The sequence below is a fragment of the Bacillus sp. cl95 genome, from assembly GCF_900115925.1.
In the GTDB taxonomy this organism is placed as follows: domain Bacteria; phylum Bacillota; class Bacilli; order Bacillales; family Cytobacillaceae; genus Neobacillus_A.
This window is the reverse complement of record NZ_FOYF01000013.1, coordinates 14,110-34,809: the sequence shown is the minus strand read 5'-3', so window position 1 is coordinate 34,809 and position 20,700 is coordinate 14,110. Positions and strand designations below refer to the sequence as shown.

Sequence of the window (20,700 nt, the reverse complement as noted above, 5' to 3'; positions counted from 1 at the left end):
AAAGTCTGAACTACTCTACTTACAAGAATTTGAGAATATAGAGCATTTCGAACGAGAATTAGAAGAATATATTTATTATTACAATCACAAACGAATGAAGGCAAAATTAAAAGACCTAAGTCCAGTCGAATACCGGACTCAGGTCTTGAAAGCAGCTTAAAACTTTTTGTCTAACTTTATTGGGTCAATTCAAAATTGAACGGTGGCTTTTTGATTTCGAATTATACTTGTAAACCAAAGTTTCGGCAAAGTGCGGCCAATCCACCAGAAAAACCACTTCCGACAGCGTTGAACTTCCACTCACCATTATGTCGATACAGCTCACAGATTACAACAGCCGTCTCAACAGAAAAATCTTCTCCAAGATCAAACTTTAAAATCTCCTGGCCAGTCTCTTCGTTGACAACACGTGCAAATGCATTTGCTACCTGCCCAAAATTTTGATTTCTTAATTCAGCATCATGAATCGTAACTGTAATGGCAATGCGATGAACTCGTGAAGGGACTTTGCTGAAATCCACTTTAATCTGTTCATCGTCCCCGTCGCCTTCACCCGTACGATTATCACCTGTATGCTCAACACCGCCTGAAGAATGAACAAGATTGTTGTAGAAGATAAAGTCGCTGTCCTCTACTACCTTTCCATTCGCATCTGTTAGAAACGCTGAAGCATCCAAATCAAAGTCTTTCCCACCGTCATAACGGTTTGTATCCCAACCAAGCCCAACTATGACCTTCGTCAAGCCCGGGTTCGTTTTGGTAAGATCAATTCTTTGACCTTTTGATAAATTGATACTCATCACTTACTCCCCCCACTTTGTTGCGATAATCAGTTTTGAATCAAAAATTTAGCTATGTTAAATTAATATTTAAGAATAAGAACGAACCATTTCACTTAAGCTTGCTGCCATCGTTCCTGTTCCAACTGCTGCGAACTTCCAATCTGAACCGTGGCGATACAATTCACCAACAACTAAGCTTGTTTGACCACTATAGTTATCCGTTAAGTTATAATGAATAAGCTCTTGGTTATTCGTTGGATTTACGATGCGGATAAAGGCATTTTGAATCATTCCAAAATGTTGTTTACGCTTTACGCAGTCATAAATATTTACAACAAAAACCAGTTTCTGAACATGTGAAGGAACGCGATTAAGTTCAACAAATACTTGCTCGTCATCGCCATCTCCAGCACCTGTTAAATTATCTCCAGAATGTTGTACGCTTCCACAGCTGCTCTTTAAGTTACCAAAATAGATAACATCGCTATTTCCACGGATTTTATCATTTTCCCCAACCATGATTACGGATGCATCACAATCAACATTTGCTCCGCCTCCGCCACCAAATAAACCGCCAAGTAAGCCGCCTCCGCCGCTTTTAACTGGATCCCAACCTAAGCCTACCATGATTTTTGATAAGCCTGGATTACCTTTTGTAAGATCGACTCTTTGTCCTTTTTGTAAATTGATAGCCAAAATCATTCACCTCATCTAATTATTTTGTTTGTTACGAGTTTTATCATGATCAATAAGGTGATACCTTATTGCTTCATTTTCTTAAAGTTTTCTTGAAGTTGTTCAAGTCGCTTCGTACCTTCAACACGCAAACGTTTATTTTCATCTTCAATTGCCTTTGTTTCCTGCATACCTTTTATGATAATGTTCCATGTTTCTTCAATGGTTTCAATCTTAATACTTGGTCCGCCAGCAAGCCTAGCGATATCTGTACTCTGTTGGGCAATATTTTGAGCATTTCTCACGAGCATTTCGTTAGTACGACGATCAAGCTCACTCATTGAATCTGCCACAAGCTTTTGCCTTTTTGCTGCAACTGCTTGAATGAGACCGTTCTTGAAGATAGGAATAGTTGTTACAAATGCAGAATTGATTTTTCCAATGAGCTTTGTATTTCCGCGCTGAAGCAAACGAATTTGCGGTGCAGTTTGAAGGGAAACCATCTTAGCCATTTCAAGATCATAAATACGTTGTTCAAGAAGTTCAATCGCATTCCTTAACGTATCTAGCTGCATGGAAGCTAATTGATCACCAGCCGCAGCTTTTGCTTCTAGTTGAGGAAGTTGTTGTGTCTTTAATTCTTCCGCTTTCATTTCACCTGCAACAACGTATTTTTCGAGTGTTAAGTAATATTGATAATTTTGTTCATACATTTGTTCTAGCATCTGCGTTGAATCAACCATTTCGTGTTGATACTTTGAGATTTCTATGTAGACCTTATCAATCTCACTTCCCATTGTTTGGTATTTACCAAACAGCTTTTCTACAACTTTTTCACCTTTTTTAAAAAGCTTATTAAAAAGACCTCCTGACTTTTGTTGAAAGTCCTTACTGTCAAACCTATCCATGATCTTGCCAAGTTGTTTTAAAAGCTCCCCTGAGTCTTCAACTTTTGTTGTACGCATATTGCTCAGGATTTGATCAGAAAATCTAGAAATTTGAACAGCTGGTTCTTTACCGAATTCCAAAATTTGAATTTGATCCCTTTCATCGATTGAACGGGCCAAATTCAATACTTCTGGTTCACTCTTTAAAGCTAGTTTGATATCTGTAACTTTCGTTTCAGTTAATTTATCTACAGGATTTGAGTAAGTGTTGGTATTTGTTTGCATTTCGTTAAGCACTTCAATCTCTCCTTATGTTCTTAATGAGCCCTTGAAGCCATCCTTTTTTTGAAGAGGAAGGTTCTCTATATTCCTGGTCAAAAACAATGTCTTCTAGCCAATGTGTGTCGAAGCATCTCTCTTCTAGGTAATTTTCAATGTCGTTATGTCCAGCAGGATTATAGATAACGATATCCAGTCCAAACCTATTTAATAATGCCAGCATTACAGCATCCGACCTTATCATGACGCCAGTGTTATCATTATTATAAATGACCACCTTGGGAACTTCCTGGGAATAATCGAATTGCTGCATTAGCTTGAGCAGACTATTTGAAATTTGCATGGATTGACTGAAAATATAAGTCTTTAATTCATCCATACTTTCTCCAGGGTTCTTTTTTAAAGGAGGAGTTTCACAAAGACTTCGAATAGCATTACCTATTCCCTTTTGCAACCCCGATGGCAAATGCGAATACTTCCAATAATTTGCCTGCATCATTTTTTCCACAATGAGACAACCATCACGATCTAATGCATCTCTATAATGGAAGCGGAAGTCATTTGATGTTTGAATAGAGAAAGGAAAGTGCCTGATGACTAGAGCATGTTCGAGAGACCCAATACTATGCATTCTCTCCCAATATTCTTTTCGATCTTTGCTAACACCTTGAACTTTAGAGAAAAGGGAAGGAATGTAGACTTTACCATCTTTCACTTCAAAATCCGGTCTTATCATAGCAATTTCTTTTGCAAGAATAAACAACTCATCATAAGTGGTCTTTAAGGTTAGTGCTGAAGGCGAATAATCTCTTAATTGCCAAGGCTTATATAAGCCTGAACCCTCGTGGTTGAGAATGGTCTCAATCTCTCTTGAGGCACGATAGGCGACAGTTGTTACTCTTGTACGTTTCTTCTTAGGAAAAGCCTCCACTTCACCTGTACTGCCTAGGTGATAGGTAAAGAGATTTTCTTCAACAAATCCATCAAGTGGATCTTTTCCTCCAGGATGAAAAACAACAAGATCGCAACCAAACTTCATAATAAAAAAAAGAAAATAATAATGACTTTTCTTAAAATCTCCGTACCATAGAAATTTGGGCTGTTCTTGAGTTAAATCTAACTTTATGAGCAAATCCTCAAGATGATTGAATGACCACTTTAATACGTCGACAATAACTCTTCGAAATTCAGGGTTATTTAACCCGTCTTTTTCCTTAGCTGTAAAATAGTCAAGCATTTCAATCATGCTTTCTCGAATTCTACGATGGATGGTAGGTGACTCATGTTTGATCAAGAGCTGTTCTCCGTCAAGAAATGCAACGAAACGATTGATAGACAACTTTTGTTCATTTAATAAATTCAATACTTTTTGGATTGCTTGAAACTTCCGATTATCCATTGACTTATTGAGTGATTCTTCAGATAAGAGGTGCAGATTTAAAGTTTCATCGTGCACATACTCAAATAAGTGGTTATAATACTCATCTTTATCAAGAGGTAGTCCCAAAAACTTACAGGCAACTCTACCAAAATAAAAATGATTATCCTCCACCCTATACTCTGAACGATCCGGAAGTTTCATTTTAAGGATGCTTAACCAGTTCTCATTGGTAACACTTAATGTCTTAACATTTAATTTTTTATATGATTGGTACATTTTATATCCCTTCCCTCTAGGAGCGAAAGTTGTGAATGGTTTTAGCATTTTATGTAAGCTTATTACCATCATATCATAATTGATTTTAAGGTACATTTGTTTATACGAAACAAAATGAGAAAGGTTCCATTTTTTTCGAAAACACAGTCTTCACCCTTTATCCTGTAGATTCATATAGATAAGTAGTTGAAGAAAGGCAAATAAGTCTTGAGCTTTGACCAGTCAGTAAAAGAAGGTGACTGTCTTGAGAACTACTTATAAAAGACCACGCATAGAACAAATGCATTCAGATTTGAATCTTGTACAGGAAAGTCTGATTGCAGACAAATTTATCTTTTTTGATTTGATTTGGTATAGCATCATTTTCACATTGCTTGTTTCCTCACCGTTACAAACCGTAACAGTGAGTATTATGACGTTTGCTATCATTTACGCGACTAGCTCTTCCGCTTATTTACTAATTTCCTTTTTTCTGAAGAGAAAGTCCTCAAGTATTAAGTAAAACCTGTGAAGCTAAATGATTCGCAATTTCTTCTCCTGCTTTTAATCCTTTTGCTTTGGTAATGGTAAAGCCCTCAAGATTCCCCTCGGCAGCTAGTTCTCCGTGCTTCGGAACAAACCTTTGCGAACAATACTGCAGGAAATCAAAGTCAAGAATGGAATCTCCTGCACCTGCCATGGTTTTTATCCCTGATTTTTCTTGGATATATTTGAGAGCTGCCCCTTTATTGATGCATTTTGGAATAAAGTAGAGTTTCTTTCCTTGTAGGGACGTCCTCCAGCCTAAGTGCGCTATTTTTTCACCGATACGTGACTTCTCTTTAAGTGTGATTCTTTCATCAAGGATATAGTAAAAGAATAAATTCTCGGCATATTTTAAATGACCTTTAAATTCCAATCCTTCATTTAACAGATGCTGAATAAATTCCTCTTGAACCATTGTTTCACAATTTAATTGACGGGTGATTTGTTCTTTCCACTCTTGATCAACTTGCCCGTCTAATAATATATTTGCACCGTTTGAAGTCACTGCGTAGCGTACAGGCATCTGCTCACTAAAGAGCGTTATTCTTTTAAATTGCTCAGACGTCCGAGTGGTTATCGGTACAAAAAGAACAGATTCATGTAGAAGTTTAAGTGAATCAAAGGATTGACTTGTCATATATGAAACCGGCATACCGTCCTTCATTTCTACAGGTACAAGAGATGAGAATTCTTGCAAATTGTCAAGATCCTCAATCGCTCGTTTAGAATATATAAGAGTTCGATCTAAATCAGAAGCAAAGATCATTCTGAAGACCCCTTAAGTGATTTGATAATTCCACAACAATGGTAGCTCATATTTTGATACGGAACTACTTCAACACCCTTTTCATGTGCGAGCATCAATATGTGCTTCACGTAAGGACTATTCGGATCTCTCATAAGAATTTTTTCTGGCACCCTACGCAATAGAACTCGCGTTGTTTCTCCAACTCCAGGTTTGATGAAATGAGTATTATCTATGTGAAATTCAGTCTGAATTCTTTTCACATCTTCCATTCCTTGAAACCCTGTTGTAATCTCACTATTGAAAAATTCAGATGCCTGCCCCTCAGCTTCTTCAAAAATCCCTTGAAATTCATTTGTTATCAGATCGATATATTCATTGGATACATCGATATCTGTTAAATTATGATAATATTTTGCTCCGTGAAAATCATCTTCTCCTATATAGAGATCATTCAAAACTGTTCTAGAGACAAGTCCTGACACCGTTGAATTCAGACAAGCACTCGGAATGAGGAAATCTTCTCTGGTTCCAAAAAGAGTTGTACAATAACCTGGGTCTGCAATGACAGCCAAAGTATCATCGAGTTGAATACCGTATTCTTGCTTATAATCATGACATGCCTTTGTTAACTCAATTGAAATTGCACCTTTTCCCGTCCACCCGTCAACGAACTGAATTTGACAGTTTGGATGTTCATCCAAAATGAATTTCAATGCATTCACGTCGATTCCACGGTCTCTAATAATAGAAACACTGTAATGAGGAAGCACTACGTTATATCTTTGCTTTATATATCTCTTTATAAGAATTCCAACAGGCGTACCTGCTCGCGCCAATGATACAAGGACTGTATTGTTGCCTTTTAAACGATAGATTTGCTCAGAAACGATCCCCACGCATAAGGCCACTTTTGTTTTATAATCATGCAACGTCTTCCAAAATAGTTCTACATATTCTTCTGGCGGCTGGTATTCAATCGGGAGTGTCTCACTATAATGCCTGCCTGATTGAACTTCCTTTTCACGTTTTTCAGTAGTTCCCTCAAGTTCAACTTCACTTAAATCTTTAAGTAAGAATACAACATCTTCGGCACTATAGCTGCCAATTTTAGCCGGCTGATTGATTGCACTATTCATAACCACCACTCCTATCTTTTCCAGTGAAAAAAACAACTTTCACATTGCTAATCTTTAAAGTTGCCAAATGTGTTAATAATGGTTGAATATCTTCATTACTTACTTCCCTCTCAAAGAAAAGAAAAATTTCATCATATCCATTAGGCGGTATATTATAAACAAAATGTGGGACTAGATGATCCTCAGGATTAGGGAATGAAAGACCGTATCTCGCTCCATAATCCACTTTATCTTTAATATAAACGGGGCTTCTTGTCGTAGATTGATAGAAAGTTCCACTTCCCATCTCCGCTGCAATGCGCATTGGTAAATACATGAACTCTCCTGTACCTAAACAGAGCGTTTTATTCCCAGTGCGTTTCTTTCTTAGTAACTTACCTGACGTAAAGATTTTCTCATGTAAGAAAACATTTTCATTTGAATCCAGTCCAAATCTTCCTGTTTCTTTTAGATAGCTTACGTCTTTTTGGACTCCATCCAAAGTAACGTTAGGTGTATTTATGTTCTCATACAAATCTGGGAGTTCTTTTTCTAAATAAACCGTTTCAGGCACCAATTTGAAAGATGTTGGATTAGAATTTTCATTCTTTTCCTCTTCATGGAATGATGTTTCTTCAATTTTGAAATCCCCAGAGATTAAGCTAACACAGTGTACTTCGATACCTAGTTCTTTTTCAAGAAGTACAAATTGATTGCGGTCTTCTAAGGAGCGCCAATCAAGTATAGAAACCAATGTGTATTGAGATCGTGGAAATTGAGAATGAATGGATCGGATGATGTTCAAAGCGGTTTTCCCCGTTGTTACTTCATCATCAACAAGTATGATTTCACGATTGTTATTGATTAGGCTTTCAGGAACATAGCACCGGTGTGAAGTTGCATGAGAATGCTCCTCTTCAAAAGTGATCACCGCTTCCTGTAATGGCAATTGTTCACGAGTTGTATGAAAGAAGTCCCCTTTCTTAAAACAGTCAAAGAAGGAGTGCCCTAAAGCAGTGGCTGTCTCGGCAAAACCAATAACGACAGGATTATATTCAGAACCAACGAACGCTTTGGGCTTGTAATCTAGTTTATTTTCATTAAACAATTCTATTAAGCTCTTTTTGCCAGAAGTAACTTCATTTTTTACAACTTCCAAATATCTTGCTCCTAAAAGCGCTGCTGTTAGCAACCCTTTTGCCGGCACAATTGGAAGATGTTTTCCAAGAACCTTACTTACAAACAAAAACGAACGTCTCTTGTTGATTCGAGCCGCCATAGTAAATAAGTCATCAATTTGTAAATTATAAGGATTTTCAGAAATTTTAACCTCAACCCTTAAGGAATCAAGAATTTGATACGAGTGTTTCTTCCTTAAGGAGGTCAATGTTTGTGAATTCGTCATGTAACACCCCGTATAGTTTTGATTTCATCATAATTTTCGTAGCCCAATATAAGTGAGGCTTAATTTCGTTCATTTTATTTGAAAATTCACTCTTTAAAACGCCTATTTCACCACTTGCACTCTCGATAATGGTTTTGGCATCGGTATATTCTTCGAAAGAAATGACATTAAGAGCTTGTACAGCTTTGATATGAGTAGGGTGAATAACCGTCTTTCCAGTTAAACCGTTGGCAATATCCATAATTACTTCCTGCATAAGTCCATCCATGTGACAATCGATTAATTCATTTCTAAATTTTAAGCCCTCTTGACCATATCGTTGTCTAAAAGGGGTTTGTCTAAGTTGAGGTTTTAAGATTCTTTCTTTTGAAGAAAAATACTCCCAAACGGGACCGGAGATTACATATGGACTTTCCGCTCTTAAAAAGACATTGATAATATCTGAAATACAATCTCTAATAACAGATATTTCATAAACGGTCGTATCTGCTCCGCGACGGATTCCGTATAGACCACTGAAATCGGTTGCGCCAATACGAACATTTAATACATAATCCCTATACTCATCCAACACTTCTTTAATTTCCATTAACTCTGTAATGCGCGTTTCCTTTTGTATGACACGATTAGTTTCTAAGATCGGCATAGCATAAAACGGACAGCCATTATGAGATAATTTCCGGACAGCCTTTAATAGTTCCCTACCTGTAATAGCTTCAAACTTTGGCAACACAACACCGGTTAAGATATTGATTGCATCTCCAAGTTGCTCTGTTACCTTCAGAAATTGTTCATGGTGCCTAATCCTAATAAAAATTAAGGGCAAGTCCTCTTTTTGTACTGTACCGTTTAATGTGGCGCTATATAATTTATAAAGTTCTTCAATAAGATTCTCTTCAGCCGAAGCTACCTCTGTATCTCCGACCGCATCTTCAAGGTCAATGACTAAGGAAGTTAAACCTTTATGCTTACCTGTGATAATATCACTGTGTATTCCCAACTTTGTACCAGGCATATAGAGAGTAGCCCCCAAGGCATATGCTAGGAGTTCACGATCAGTATATTTGTTAAAGTTACTTGGTTTTTGATAAAAAATCTGATCCATTTCCTCTTCAGGAATATATGAGAAAAACTTCATTTGTGGCAAACTCCTTTGCTCAAAAGTATGCTAAAAAAGAAGGGAGACAGACACTGGTCTGTTCCCTTCTTTCATTACTAATCTAGATATTCCCTTCTTTTTCTGCTGCTTTCTTCTTATTCATGTAGTGAATAACGAATGTTGCAACAAAAGTAATAAGTAATAGAAGGAAGAAATAAATATGGTCAATATGAATGCCAAATACTCCTAAGAACATTTTCACGGCAATAATAGCAATCAAAATATACGCAGTGGTTTCAAGTTCAGGAACACTGTCAATCAACTTAAGGAATACACCAGCAACTCCTCGCATCATTAGAACTCCCAACATACCGCCAAGCAATAGCACCCAAACTTCTTGACTGACTCCAAATGCAGCTAAAACACTATCAACGGAGAAAGCAATGTCCATGATTTCTACTGCAGCAACCGTACCCCAGAATGTTCCGAAAAGACGAATCAATAAACCACTTTGATTCATGCCTTCTACTTCATTATCATCGGATTCAGCCGCCTTTTTCTTGTCGATAAAGTATTTAATGGATAGCCAAGCGAGGTAACCCGCTCCCAATACTTTAACCCACCATAGTTTGATGAGGAATACTCCAAGACCAATTGCAATAAATCGGAAAATATAAGCTCCTAACAATCCATAGAAAAGTGCCTTTCTTCGTTTTTCTTCTGGCAAATGTTTTACCATTACAGCTAAAACGAGTGCATTGTCCGCAGAAAGCAAACCTTCCAAAATAACAAGTGTTCCAATAAGACCCCAGCTAACAGGATCTGATAATACTCTTACCCACATATCCCAATCAAAAAATTGAGAATACGTATCGATGATACCTTGCAAAATTGTCATGCTGAATGTTCCTCCCAAATTCAAAAAAATTAATCTCATAAAATGGCGGTAAAACCATATACTTAAAAGGTTTTACCGCCTCTTTATAAACTAAAATGTGCAAATATTGTTATTAACCGACTTGTAAACCGAAGTCTGTTGCTAAAGCAGCTAACCCACCTTGATATCCGCTTCCGATAGCACTAAACTTCCACTCACCATTATGACGATATAATTCACCTACTACGATAGCCGTCTCAATAGAAAAATCTTCTCCAAGGTCGAAGCGGATAAGTTCTTCACCAGATTCTTCATTAAAAATACGAGCATACGCATTCGATACTTGACCGAAGTTTTGGCTTCTCGTTTCTGCATCGTGAATCGTAATTGTAAAAGTAATCCGTTGAACATTTGCAGGAACATTTGAAAGATCAACGTTAACTTGCTCATCGTCTCCATCGCCAGCACCAGTACGGTTATCACCTGTATGTACTACAGCTCCATTGCCACCTGAAGGATTGTTGTAGAAAATAAAGTCGCTATCAGATGCAACTTTTCCATTGTCAGCTAAAAGAAAAACAGAAGAATCCAAATCAAAGTCATGACCACCGTCATACTTATTTGTATCCCAGCCAAGACCTACAACAACTTTGCTTAAACCAGGATTCGTTTTTGTTAAATCTACTTTCTGACCTTTTGATAAACTCACTGCCATTTTTCATACCTCCATTTTGTGTGATAATCTATTTACGAGTTTTCCCGTAAAAAGTTTCAAAAAAACTTCAAAAATAATATTAATATCGAATAAAATCGAAATTCGACTTATGCCATCCATTTTGGAGGTGTATTTTTGTCCCAATAAATTGATCCTAAATGATGATGTTTTTGATATTGGTCAAAAATCGTATGGTAGTGGAAATTAAACCAGTACCCCTGCTGTGGAGGATGATCCCTTCTGACATGAAAGCGAATGATATCTTCCGAGGTTTTAGAGTTTACAACATGGAAAATTTTTTCAGAAACACCTGATCCCGGTCTTTCTGTTATTGCCAAATGAGTTAGTTCCTCTTCAGGAAACTGAAGCGAAACATCCTCTAAAGCCAATTGGATATTCGGCAATATTACATCTTTGAATTCATTTTCAATGACAGGCTTGATTTTGGAACCAAACTTTTGGTAAGCCTGTGCTTCTGCCATTTTCATCGTTTCTTCAATGAATTTCTGCTTATCAGTCTGCCCCGAATGACTTTCTAACCTAGTTTTGTCATCTACAATGGCTGATGATACGTTTTCAAATGCTTCGCTTCCTTTTGAAGGGTCCGCATTAACTCGTCCATCGAATATGTCCAATTGCGGGGTTATGAGACCGAATGTCAAAACCGAAACCATGACAACGAAGGATTTACGCAGCCACTTATTCAAGCTTTTCCCCCCTTTAATCCCTATCATGCTTTTAGCAACGATTCTACTAATTTAACAAGTGGGTTGCTTACGGATAATTATACTTCTTTTGTTAAAAAAGTGAAACTATTAACACTATTTAGTTGCTGAAGCCGAAAAACCATTCAATTAGGCTTTCTTTTCGATTACTCCAAAGTGAAACTTTGCCGTTTTTCGTATATTGACTTCAAAACCAAATCTCTCAAATCTATGACTTAAGTAGTGATCCTTCATGACTACTCTTCTTATGGATACCCTGCGAGCCTCTTCCATTAGCTCTTCTGTAACATCATCGTGAAGAGCGAAAGAATCCAGTGCTTTAATGCCATCAGATTCAGTGATCTTCTTTTCAAACATCGGATCTAAATAGACACAATCAAAGCTTTCAGAAGGAACTTTTTTTAGATATTCCAAGGAGTTTTCATGAAAAACTTTAATTTGACGCATTGAAATGTTCATTTCTTCATTGCCGGAATCCCATTTGCTTAAACCTATGGTTACAAGGTAGGCCAAATATTTTTGAGCTTCTATTCCTACGGCTAAGCCGGAGCTCCCAACAACATGACTTGCTACAATAGCGTCTGAAGCCAAACCTAACGTACAATCGAGAAAACTCATACCTCTTTCCAACTTAGCTGCTTCAACAAGTGTGTCACTTCCACCATTCTGAAGTCTTTTTATCCGAAACATTGATGAATTAGGATGAAAGAAGAATGGTGAAAGGTTTTCCTGGCCGAATAGTTCGAGTCTGTCTTTTCCGACTACGATACAACCGCTTCCCACTACTCGTTGGAGGTCTTCAATTGATCGTTTGTTCCTCGGTATGTAAGGGATTTTTAATTCTAGAGCAACATTCTTTGCTTCTTCAATCATCTTTTCATTCGTTCTTCCAGCCGTTGTCACAAACATTTCTTATCACTCACTATGTCTAAAAAGAATAAAAGGGTGTCAATTGACACCCTATTTTTTAATTATTAGCAATTTACGTCAAATGCATTTTGAAGATTTTGCATAATTGCTTCCATTGAATTTCCTTCTATTTCATGACGTGGAATGAAGTGAACAACCTCTTTCCCTATCATAACAGCCATTGATGGAGATGATGGTTCAATTCCCCCAAAATATTCTCGCATCTTTGCAGTTGCCTCTTTATCTTGACCGGCAAAAACAGTCACAAGGTTTGCAGGTTTCTTTTCAGATTGCAATACTGCTTGAGTTGCTGCTGGACGAGCCAAACCTGCAGCACATCCACATACTGAGTTTACAACTACAAGAGTCGTGCTATTTGTTTTTTCCATGAAGTCTTCTACTGCTTCAGCTGTCAATAACTCTTCGAAGCCAGCACGTGTCAATTCATCACGCATTGGTTTAACCATTTGTTTCATGTATTCTTCATATGCCATAGACATTTAAAATTCCCCCAATTCTCTTTTTCCGATGTTGTAAGCATACTATAATCCAAGCAAATTTTGCAATTCGCATTACTCATTGTTAATTATTCGGTCGTACCTTTCCTAACCTCGGTCATCTGCTTCCAAACTGAACCTTTTGCAGCTTGGCCACCCTCAATACGTTCAATCGCCATCTTGATCTGCAGGCTTACTTCAAATTCCCTGTCATTCTCCGCATCTTTCAAAGCAGGAAGTGCTTTTTCATTCCCCACTTCGTATAAAAACATCGCTGCTCGCCATCTGACAAGTTTGCTATCGTCTTTTAAAGCTTCGGTCATTTGTTCTGAAGCTTCTTCAAAGCCCAAGTCTGATAAACAATCTCCAGCTGTTCGTCTCACTGTTACCGTTTTATCTTTTAGCGCTTTATAAAGATATGGCAAAACCGCTTTGTCTTCAATCATACCAAGATAGACAGTAGCAAGCCTTCTAATGGATGGTTTCTCATCCATCAAAGCCATATTCAGCAGTGGAAGATCCTCAATTGTTGGAGTGTCCATCTGTTCAAGTAATTGATAGCGGACTTTCCAATCAGGATCCTTTAGCTTTTCTTCAGTTAATTTTATTCTTTTTGGTGATGTCTGTTGAGTACCGGATGCCTCTTTCTCGACCACGGTCCGGTTAACAAGCATTTCCAAACGTTCGGGAGGGTATGCAGCGGCAATTTCTTCGACTAAGTCGCTTCCTACATGTTCTAACTCCCCATAGCGGACACCATAGTCTTTCCATTTACGCATCATGACTACATTATCACCAGGCTTTTCTGCCTTTGAAATCGCCAATGAAAAAACTTCAGGAAGTCCGAATCGCTTTTCAACTGATCCGTCGGTTAACTTGATTTGCATAGGAATATCTTTGAACATTTGAACAAATACATTGATTTCTCCGTAATGTTCGTTTATTTCTTTTGATTCAGAACCTGATTGCTCAGTTTCATCCCCAAAGGCTTTTCTTATTTGTTGCAATAAGTCTTTCCAGTCGAATTTTGAATTTCGCTCAACCGCAAGGAAATCTGCAACGTGGTATACCCCTTTAATACCATCAATGTTCAATATATCCCCAATGATTGGTGGTGCACTTTCACGGTGTTCCTTTTTATAATTCGTGCTTTTCCCCATTGGAATCTCTTCATTCAAGATAATCTTCATTGTATTGGGGCTTGGTGTGGGTTCGATAGATATAATTTTCACGATATTCTCCCTCTTATTTTGGTAATTGATTGTTCAATGTTATCGAACTGAAAATTATTGACTCTCTGCCAGTTCAGCAAGATACGACCATCTCTCAATTAGTTGCTCCAGTTTTTCGTTTAATTCTGTTTCTTCATTCATAAGGGTTTGTGCCTTGGTGAAGTCACTGCCCGTTTTTCCCAATTCAACGGCAATTTCTTCTAATCTCTTTTCAGTGGCTGCAATGTTATCGTCAATTTCTTCCCAGTCCTTTTTCTCCTGGTAAGTCATTCTCTTCTTTTTCTCACGTTCTCTTGGTTTTTGCTTTACTTCAACAGAAAAGTCGGTATTCTTCGATTTTACTAGTTCTGTTTCCTTCTCAAGATACTCTGTATAATTGCCGTAAAATGTCTTGATTGCTCCTTGTCCCTCCAAGACAATTAGTTGTTCTGCCACTTTATCCAAGAAATAGCGGTCATGGGAAACCGTTATAACAACGCCAGGAAATTCATCCAAATAGTCTTCGAGAATGGTCAGCGTTTGAGTGTCTAAATCATTTGTTGGTTCGTCCAATAAGAGAACATTGGGGGCAGTCATTAAGATTTTCAATAAATATAAGCGACGTTTTTCTCCGCCTGATAATTTTCTAATTGGAGTTCCATGCGTATAGGTCGGAAAAAGAAATCTTTCGAGCATTTGGGCAGCAGAAATCGTTTTCCCATCGGTTGTGTCCACAACTTGAGCCGTTTCCTTAATATACTCAATCATCCTCATGTTTTCGTCCATATCTTCGCTTTCTTGAGTATAATAGGCAACTTTAACAGTCTGACCGATTACGATTTCGCCACTATCAAGAGGAATTCTGTTGGCCAGAATATTCAATAAGGTTGATTTACCTGTTCCATTTTTCCCTATTATGCCCATGCGATCGCCAGGTTTGAGTAACAAGTCAAACTCGTCTAAAATGGTCTGTTTTCCAAATTTCTTGGATGCTTTCTTTAATTCATAAACTTGTTTCCCAAGTCTACTTCCACTTAAAGAAATATCCAGTTTTTCATTAGACTTTGTTGCGCCGACCTGTTCAGACAAATCATCAAATCGTTGAATTCTTGCCTTCTGTTTTGTTGTCCTTGCCTTAGCGCCTCTTCTAATCCATTCCAGCTCACGTCTAAAAAGATTTTTCCTTTTTTCTGAGGTTGCAGCGTCATTTTCTTCTCTAACAGCCTTTGATTCAAGAAAGTCTGCATAATTTCCTTTATAAGAATACAATTGTCCGCCATCAAGTTCAAAAATTCTATTTGTAACCCGATCAAGAAAATAACGATCATGCGTTACAATTAATAGTGAGCCGTGATATCGACTTAAATAATCTTCTAACCACTTTACTGAATCAAAATCCAAGTGGTTCGTTGGTTCATCCAATATGAGCAAATCCGATGCTTGGATGAGGACTTGCGCTAACGCAACCCTCTTTTTTTGCCCACCCGATAATTCACTGATTTGTTTATTGAAGTTATCAATTCCCAATTTTGTAAGAATCGTTCTTGCGTTTGTATTTGTATCCCACGCATTAAGAGCATCCATCTGTTTTTGAAGCCCGAAAAGCTCTTCTTGCATTTGAGAATTTTCAGGTGATACATTCAGATTTACTAAAACAGCTTCATATTTTCTCATCAGTTGAAATATCGGAGCATCACCTTGGAAAACTTGCTCTATAACAGTTAGTTCCCCGTCCATATTCGGTTGTTGATCTAGGTAAGAAATCGAATAATCTTTACCCGTCAGAATCTCTCCACTGTCTGGGAAATCCACTCCCGCAATAATCTTTAATAAGGATGATTTCCCCGTACCGTTAACCCCGATTAATCCTACTCTTTCTTTTTCACCAATGGTGAAACTAATTTGATCAAATAATTTCTTTTCACCATATGTTTTTGAAACTTTATCTGCCGTTAGCATCTTCATGATATTCCATCCCATTCGTTATAAAATTGCACGAGAAATGTCTCCATCATCTCTTGTCGACTTTCTGCCATCTTTTTAGCCGTCTCAGTATTCATTAAATCTTTTAGCTTTAAGAGCTTTTCATAGAAGTGATGGATGGACGATGATTTTCCCATCCGATATTCTGTTTCTGTCATCTGCACTCTTGTTTGGATTGAAGGGTCATATATTAATTGACCTTTTTTCCCTCCGAAAGCGAATGTCCTCGCGATCCCAATTGCACCAATGGCGTCTAATCGGTCCGCGTCTTGGACGATCTTTGCCTCCATAGTAGAAACCGTTTTCCCATGACCACCTTTATAAGAAATCGTATTTATTATTTCCATGATATGTAGTTTAGCACTTACTTCTAGTTCAATTGATTCAAGAAACTTCTCTAGCTTATTTTTTCCACATTCCACACTATCATTTAGTTTTTCATCTGGTATGTCATGCAGTAAGGCAGCCATATCTATGATAAATGGGTCACCGGTTTTTTCAGCTTTATTTATGTTCATCGCATTATTGCGAACTCGTTCAATATGATACCAGTCATGTCCAGTAGAGTCTTCACCAAGTTCCGATTTCACAAATGCTTCTGTTACTTTTATGATATCTTTTGTCAAATCAGTCACCTCTTTCGTGAACTATTTTAACATAAAACTATTATGACCATCAGTTCATCCATCTTGAGTACAAAAAAAGCTCACCCCTTGGCAAGCTTTTACTAAGTTTCTCCATCTAATGGAGAAACAATGTTTATAGATTTATAAAGCATTGAACCAACTAATTCCTAAAGTATTTTCACCTGCATGAACCCCGATTGTGGCCCCTAATGGACAACAAACGAAACTTACTTCTGGGAATTCATCTTTTAATTCATTACGGAAGTTTTCTGCAACTTCTAAATGAAGTCCATACAATATGTAAACCTCTTTGAATCTATGTTTCTCGTATGATGATCGTAAATAATCAACAATTTTGTCTTTCGCTTTTTTTTCACTTCTAGCCTTTTCCTTAATATGCAATACTCCATCAACGATAGAAATAATTGGCTTCACGCTGAGCATGCTACCAAGCAAAAACTTAAGTCCAGACATTCTTCCACTTCTGTGAAGTTGCTCAAGACTGCCAATCAGCACAATTGTTTCATTAGTATCAATAATTTTCTTGAGATTTGATTCTACTACCTCAAGGGAATCGCCACGTGCGACCATTTCCATTCCTTTTTTTATTAAAGCGGTTAAAGGATAGGATAAAATTTTAGAATCAATTGTTAATACAGGAATATCAACGAGTTGTGAAGCTTGTTGGCTTGATGAAAATGTCCCACTTAGTTTAGAAGATAACAAGATGGAAACAATTTGATCATAATCTTTGGAAAGGCTTTCATACAATTGCTGAAAAGCACCAACTGACGGCTGTGAAGTTTTTGGTGGATTTTTAAGAGTCTTCAATTTATCGAAAAGTTCTCTGGCAGTTAAATCAATACCATCTAAGAACTCTTCTTCATCCATTAACACGGAAAGAGGTATTGTATAGACATCGGGATTTTTTTTCATGTCTTCATCTAAAAAGGCTGTACTATCTGTTACCCATGCAATTTTCATACCCTTATTTCCCCCTTTTAATTTTATAATATTTTTTATCTCTATAAACTATTCAGAATATTTATATTCTAAATCTAACTTTTCCACTGGAAAATGTAAACTAGAATCTGAAAATTCATGCTTTAAAGATTGCTCTAATTCAAAATAAAGGGCTAGCCCGATCATCTGGCTAGCCCTTCATCTTATAATAGCTTTTCAATATCTTTTCTCATTTCAGAAGGTTTATCTGTGGGCGCAAACCTCTTCACGACATTTCCATCTCTATCAATCAAGAATTTGGTGAAATTCCATTTGATAGCTTTCATCCCCAGCAGCCCAGGGGCTTCCTCGGCTAAAAACCCAAACACAGGATGTGCATTTTTCCCATTTACGTCTATTTTAGAAAACATAGGAAAGGTAACTCCATAATTCAACTGACAGAAAGTAAGGATTTCCTCTTCATTACCAGGTTCTTGATTCATGAACTGATTGGACGGGAAACCGAGCACTTCGAAGCCCAGTGACTCGTAGGATTTATAAAGTTCTTGAAGTTCTTCGAATTGTGGCGTAAAACCACATTTACTCGCAGTGTTTACAATTAGCAGTACCTTACCTCGATACTGATTTAATGAGACCTCATCTCCCTTTATCGTCTCTACAATATACTCGTATATAGACATCCTCTCACCCTTCCTTAATGAGTATCTTGTAAAACATAATTGATCTTCTTAATCGTATCCAACATATAAGGAACGACTTCTGTTAGATCATCAAGTTGGCTCTCTTCAATTACGCGATGAAACCCAACTTTGACTTTGTTGTTAATATAATCATTTTTTTTGAAAGGATTGAAGGTTGCAGTTTGTAAGATACTTCTATTCTCCCCCCAAATAGAAAGGAACAAATCGTTTATGCGTTCAAAATATACTTGTTCATTCTTGTGCATAAATGAAAAAGATAGCTCCAAATGACATCCCGCTATACTAGAATTTTTTGCTTCCAGTAGTAGTTCTGATGCCAGGTTTTCCAACTTCGCTTTAAGATGAAATTTGGCCACGATTGGGAATTGCTTTTCTCCAGCCATTTCAAAGCTGACGTCAAATTCACGAGACATTTTTGCGAGATTCATCAAGTCATTTCTATCTATTACGTTAATTACACCATCAATGTCCAAATCGTATATTGTGCCTTCTAAGACTACCTTCATATTGTCAAAAGCAGTAGGGTCAAACATGTTGTACCTCTTTTCTTAAGAAAACTATTAGCATAGCCTCTATACATCCTATATATATAGCTCCTTACTAGAATAAACCTGAAGCATTTCCATGCTCATCTACATCCATGTTAAGAGCAGCAGGTTTTTTAGGAAGTCCAGGCATCGTCATTACATCCCCTGTTAAAGCAACGATAAAGCCAGCCCCTATAGAAGGTTTTAGTTCTCGAATTGTAATGGAGAAGTCTTGTGGTCTGCCCAATTTTAATGGGTCATCTGACAGTGAGTATTGAGTCTTAGCCATACAAACGGGTAATACAGACCATCCGAATTTTTCAAAGTCAACTAGTTGTTTTTTAGCTTTGGGAGAAAAGTCGACTTCATTCCCACCGTAAACTTGCTGAACAATGGTTGTGATTTTCTTTTCAAGTGATACAGATAAGTCATAAAGTGGTTTGAAATGATTTTCATTCTTCTCAATCATTTGGAGTAATGTTTCTGCAAGTTCGACTCCACCTTCGCCACCTTTTTCCCAGACTTCAGTTAATGCTACAGGTACTTGTTGCTGATTACACCAATCTTTTATTGCATTAACTTCAAGGTCGGTATCTGAAAGAAAGCGATTAATCGCAACAACACACGGTAACCCAAAACCTTTAATGGTCTCAATATGCTTTTGAAGATTCGCAAAACCCTTTATTAAGGAATCCAGGTTTTCTTTTGCGAGTTCCGTCTTCGGTGTTCCACCGTGCATTTTTAATGCCCTTATTGTCGCAACAATAACAACAGCTTCAGGTTTGATACCTGCACTTCGCGATTTAATATTCAAGAACTTTTCAGCTCCAAGATCAGCTCCAAAACCAGCCTCAGTGACAACATAATCTGCTAGCTTAGCAGCCGTTCTCGTAGCAATAACACTATTACACCCATGTGCAATATTGGCGAATGGACCACCATGGATAATTGCCGGTGTATGTTCAATTGTTTGGACAAGATTTGGCTTTACAGCATCTTTTAAGAGTAGTGTTAAAGCGCCTTCCACTCCTAAGTTACCCACAGTAACAGGGTCTTTTTGGAAGTTGTAGGCAACGACCATTTTAGATAGCCTGAGTTTTAAATCGTTAATATCATTCGCAAGACATAGTACAGCCATGATTTCTGAAGCAACGGTAATGTCAAAACCGTCTTCACGGGGCACACCTTGCAACGGGCCACCAAGACCGATAACTACTTTTCGAAGTGCTCGATCATTTAGGTCTAGTGCACGTTTCCACACGATACGACGTTGATCAATATGTAGTTCATTCCCTTGTTGAATGTGATTATCTATAAGTGCCGCAAGAGCATTATTCGCAGTAGTTATTGCATGAAGATCTCCAGTGAAATGCAAATTGATATCTTCCATTGGCAATACTTGTGAATAACCGCCTCCTGTAGCGCCTCCCTTTATTCCCATTGTCGGTCCTAAAGATGGTTCACGCATCGCGATAGCAACCTTTTTTCCTAATCGTCTAAACGCATCGCCAAGGCCGACTGTCACAGTTGATTTTCCTTCTCCAGCAGGAGTCGGGTTTATGGCGGTTACGAGGATAATTTTACCCATCTCATTTTGTGATAATTTCTTAAGACCTTCAGTCGATATTTTCGCCTTATATTTACCGTATAATTCTAAATCATCTTCATTAAGACCCATTTCATTAGCGATATCTACAATCGGTTTCATCTGTGAATCTTGAGCAATTTCAATGTCGGTCTTAAAATTTGTTTTAATATCCATCATTTTTCCCCCGCCAAGATATTTATTAGGTT

The 20,700-nt window shown here is 37.6% G+C and carries 21 protein-coding genes; 1 reads left to right on the top strand and 20 read right to left on the bottom strand.

Translation table 11 applies throughout. The annotated features are described in order from the left end of the window. Positions 1 to 160: IS3 family transposase (locus tag BMZ31_RS19580; protein WP_139205987.1), on the top strand; the 160-nt coding region annotated here is incomplete at its 5' end. Between the two features lie 61 nt (positions 161 to 221). Here BMZ31_RS19580 and BMZ31_RS19575 read toward each other — a convergent pair. The 20 genes from BMZ31_RS19575 to BMZ31_RS19475 form a co-directional block, all read right to left on the bottom strand. After that, positions 222 to 800 carry a TerD family protein gene (locus BMZ31_RS19575; RefSeq protein ID WP_090833603.1) on the bottom strand — a complete coding sequence of 193 codons (579 nt, stop codon included), beginning with the start codon at positions 798 to 800 and terminating at the stop codon, positions 222 to 224. A 69-nt stretch (positions 801 to 869) separates the two neighbouring features. Continuing rightward, positions 870 to 1,478, bottom strand: coding sequence for a TerD family protein (locus BMZ31_RS19570; RefSeq protein ID WP_090833602.1), 609 nt, complete (start codon positions 1,476 to 1,478; stop codon positions 870 to 872). A 65-nt stretch (positions 1,479 to 1,543) separates the two neighbouring features. Next, positions 1,544 to 2,629 carry a toxic anion resistance protein gene (locus BMZ31_RS19565; protein ID WP_090833606.1) on the bottom strand — a complete coding sequence of 362 codons (1,086 nt, stop codon included), beginning with the start codon at positions 2,627 to 2,629 and terminating at the stop codon, positions 1,544 to 1,546. A gap of 13 nt (positions 2,630 to 2,642) precedes the next feature. Next, on the bottom strand, positions 2,643 to 4,280 hold the full coding sequence (locus tag BMZ31_RS19560) for a YceG family protein (protein WP_090833601.1): 1,638 nt from the start codon (positions 4,278 to 4,280) through the stop codon (positions 2,643 to 2,645). Between the two features lie 487 nt (positions 4,281 to 4,767). Next, positions 4,768 to 5,571 (bottom strand): HAD family hydrolase, encoded by an 804-nt coding sequence (locus BMZ31_RS19550; protein ID WP_090833599.1) that lies wholly within the window; start codon positions 5,569 to 5,571, stop codon positions 4,768 to 4,770. Further along, positions 5,568 to 6,689, bottom strand: coding sequence for a cysteine protease StiP family protein (locus tag BMZ31_RS19545; RefSeq protein WP_175478187.1), 1,122 nt, complete (start codon positions 6,687 to 6,689; stop codon positions 5,568 to 5,570). Before BMZ31_RS19545 ends, BMZ31_RS19550 begins: the two co-directional genes overlap by 4 nt. Beyond that, the gene (locus BMZ31_RS19540; RefSeq protein WP_175478186.1) at positions 6,682 to 8,073 is read right to left on the bottom strand and encodes a phosphoribosyltransferase family protein; all 1,392 of its coding nucleotides are present in this window, start codon (positions 8,071 to 8,073) and stop codon (positions 6,682 to 6,684) included. Before BMZ31_RS19540 ends, BMZ31_RS19545 begins: the two co-directional genes overlap by 8 nt. Beyond that, positions 8,015 to 9,211 carry an HpcH/HpaI aldolase/citrate lyase family protein gene (locus BMZ31_RS19535; protein ID WP_090833598.1) on the bottom strand — a complete coding sequence of 399 codons (1,197 nt, stop codon included), beginning with the start codon at positions 9,209 to 9,211 and terminating at the stop codon, positions 8,015 to 8,017. The genes BMZ31_RS19540 and BMZ31_RS19535 overlap by 59 nt, the downstream gene beginning before the upstream one ends. A gap of 82 nt (positions 9,212 to 9,293) precedes the next feature. Continuing rightward, positions 9,294 to 10,070 carry a TerC family protein gene (locus BMZ31_RS19530; RefSeq protein WP_090833597.1) on the bottom strand — a complete coding sequence of 259 codons (777 nt, stop codon included), beginning with the start codon at positions 10,068 to 10,070 and terminating at the stop codon, positions 9,294 to 9,296. A gap of 112 nt (positions 10,071 to 10,182) precedes the next feature. Continuing rightward, on the bottom strand, positions 10,183 to 10,764 hold the full coding sequence (locus BMZ31_RS19525; RefSeq protein ID WP_090833596.1) for a TerD family protein: 582 nt from the start codon (positions 10,762 to 10,764) through the stop codon (positions 10,183 to 10,185). Between the two features lie 107 nt (positions 10,765 to 10,871). Continuing rightward, positions 10,872 to 11,471 carry a YpjP family protein gene (locus BMZ31_RS19520; protein WP_090833595.1) on the bottom strand — a complete coding sequence of 200 codons (600 nt, stop codon included), beginning with the start codon at positions 11,469 to 11,471 and terminating at the stop codon, positions 10,872 to 10,874. Positions 11,472 to 11,618: 147 nt separating this feature from the next. Then, positions 11,619 to 12,398 (bottom strand): class I SAM-dependent methyltransferase, encoded by a 780-nt coding sequence (locus BMZ31_RS19515; RefSeq protein WP_090833594.1) that lies wholly within the window; start codon positions 12,396 to 12,398, stop codon positions 11,619 to 11,621. A gap of 65 nt (positions 12,399 to 12,463) precedes the next feature. Beyond that, positions 12,464 to 12,898: a BrxA/BrxB family bacilliredoxin gene (locus BMZ31_RS19510; protein WP_090833593.1), complete on the bottom strand. Its 435-nt coding sequence runs from the start codon at positions 12,896 to 12,898 to the stop codon at positions 12,464 to 12,466. An 86-nt stretch (positions 12,899 to 12,984) separates the two neighbouring features. Continuing rightward, a complete protein-coding gene (locus tag BMZ31_RS19505) occupies positions 12,985 to 14,127 on the bottom strand; it encodes a conserved virulence factor C family protein (RefSeq protein ID WP_090833592.1) in 1,143 nt (380 codons plus the stop codon). 54 nt (positions 14,128 to 14,181) lie between these two features. Further along, a complete protein-coding gene (locus BMZ31_RS19500; protein WP_090833591.1) occupies positions 14,182 to 16,071 on the bottom strand; it encodes an ABC-F family ATP-binding cassette domain-containing protein in 1,890 nt (629 codons plus the stop codon). Further along, positions 16,068 to 16,715 carry an HD domain-containing protein gene (locus BMZ31_RS19495; RefSeq protein ID WP_090833590.1) on the bottom strand — a complete coding sequence of 216 codons (648 nt, stop codon included), beginning with the start codon at positions 16,713 to 16,715 and terminating at the stop codon, positions 16,068 to 16,070. The genes BMZ31_RS19500 and BMZ31_RS19495 overlap by 4 nt, the downstream gene beginning before the upstream one ends. 141 nt (positions 16,716 to 16,856) lie before the next feature. Continuing rightward, a complete protein-coding gene (locus BMZ31_RS19490) occupies positions 16,857 to 17,699 on the bottom strand; it encodes a DegV family protein (protein WP_090833589.1) in 843 nt (280 codons plus the stop codon). A gap of 182 nt (positions 17,700 to 17,881) precedes the next feature. Further along, complete coding sequence (locus BMZ31_RS19485) at positions 17,882 to 18,358, bottom strand: glutathione peroxidase (protein WP_090833588.1); 477 nt, start codon at positions 18,356 to 18,358, stop codon at positions 17,882 to 17,884. 14 nt (positions 18,359 to 18,372) lie between these two features. Further along, positions 18,373 to 18,912 (bottom strand): hypothetical protein, encoded by a 540-nt coding sequence (locus BMZ31_RS19480; RefSeq protein WP_090833587.1) that lies wholly within the window; start codon positions 18,910 to 18,912, stop codon positions 18,373 to 18,375. A 67-nt stretch (positions 18,913 to 18,979) separates the two neighbouring features. Then, positions 18,980 to 20,668: a formate--tetrahydrofolate ligase gene (locus BMZ31_RS19475; RefSeq protein WP_090833586.1), complete on the bottom strand. Its 1,689-nt coding sequence runs from the start codon at positions 20,666 to 20,668 to the stop codon at positions 18,980 to 18,982. Between the last annotated feature and the right edge of the window lie 32 nt (positions 20,669 to 20,700).

What these genes read in the sequence shown, in the direction of transcription:
- BMZ31_RS19575 (WP_090833603.1), bottom strand. Translation starts at nt 800, where the DNA reads ATGAGTATCAATTTATCAAAAGGTCAAAGAATTGATCTTACCAAAACG.
- BMZ31_RS19565 (WP_090833606.1), bottom strand. Translation starts at nt 2,629, where the DNA reads ATGCAAACAAATACCAACACTTACTCAAATCCTGTAGATAAATTAACT.
- BMZ31_RS19560 (WP_090833601.1), bottom strand. Translation starts at nt 4,280, where the DNA reads ATGTACCAATCATATAAAAAATTAAATGTTAAGACATTAAGTGTTACC.
- BMZ31_RS19550 (WP_090833599.1), bottom strand. Translation starts at nt 5,571, where the DNA reads ATGATCTTTGCTTCTGATTTAGATCGAACTCTTATATATTCTAAACGA.
- BMZ31_RS19545 (WP_175478187.1), bottom strand. Translation starts at nt 6,689, where the DNA reads ATGAATAGTGCAATCAATCAGCCGGCTAAAATTGGCAGCTATAGTGCC.
- BMZ31_RS19540 (WP_175478186.1), bottom strand. Translation starts at nt 8,073, where the DNA reads ATGACGAATTCACAAACATTGACCTCCTTAAGGAAGAAACACTCGTAT.
- BMZ31_RS19535 (WP_090833598.1), bottom strand. Translation starts at nt 9,211, where the DNA reads ATGAAGTTTTTCTCATATATTCCTGAAGAGGAAATGGATCAGATTTTT.
- BMZ31_RS19530 (WP_090833597.1), bottom strand. Translation starts at nt 10,070, where the DNA reads ATGACAATTTTGCAAGGTATCATCGATACGTATTCTCAATTTTTTGAT.
- BMZ31_RS19525 (WP_090833596.1), bottom strand. Translation starts at nt 10,764, where the DNA reads ATGGCAGTGAGTTTATCAAAAGGTCAGAAAGTAGATTTAACAAAAACG.
- BMZ31_RS19515 (WP_090833594.1), bottom strand. Translation starts at nt 12,398, where the DNA reads ATGTTTGTGACAACGGCTGGAAGAACGAATGAAAAGATGATTGAAGAA.
- BMZ31_RS19510 (WP_090833593.1), bottom strand. Translation starts at nt 12,898, where the DNA reads ATGTCTATGGCATATGAAGAATACATGAAACAAATGGTTAAACCAATG.
- BMZ31_RS19500 (WP_090833591.1), bottom strand. Translation starts at nt 16,071, where the DNA reads ATGAAGATGCTAACGGCAGATAAAGTTTCAAAAACATATGGTGAAAAG.
- BMZ31_RS19490 (WP_090833589.1), bottom strand. Translation starts at nt 17,699, where the DNA reads ATGAAAATTGCATGGGTAACAGATAGTACAGCCTTTTTAGATGAAGAC.
- BMZ31_RS19485 (WP_090833588.1), bottom strand. Translation starts at nt 18,358, where the DNA reads ATGTCTATATACGAGTATATTGTAGAGACGATAAAGGGAGATGAGGTC.
- BMZ31_RS19480 (WP_090833587.1), bottom strand. Translation starts at nt 18,912, where the DNA reads ATGTTTGACCCTACTGCTTTTGACAATATGAAGGTAGTCTTAGAAGGC.
- BMZ31_RS19475 (WP_090833586.1), bottom strand. Translation starts at nt 20,668, where the DNA reads ATGGATATTAAAACAAATTTTAAGACCGACATTGAAATTGCTCAAGAT.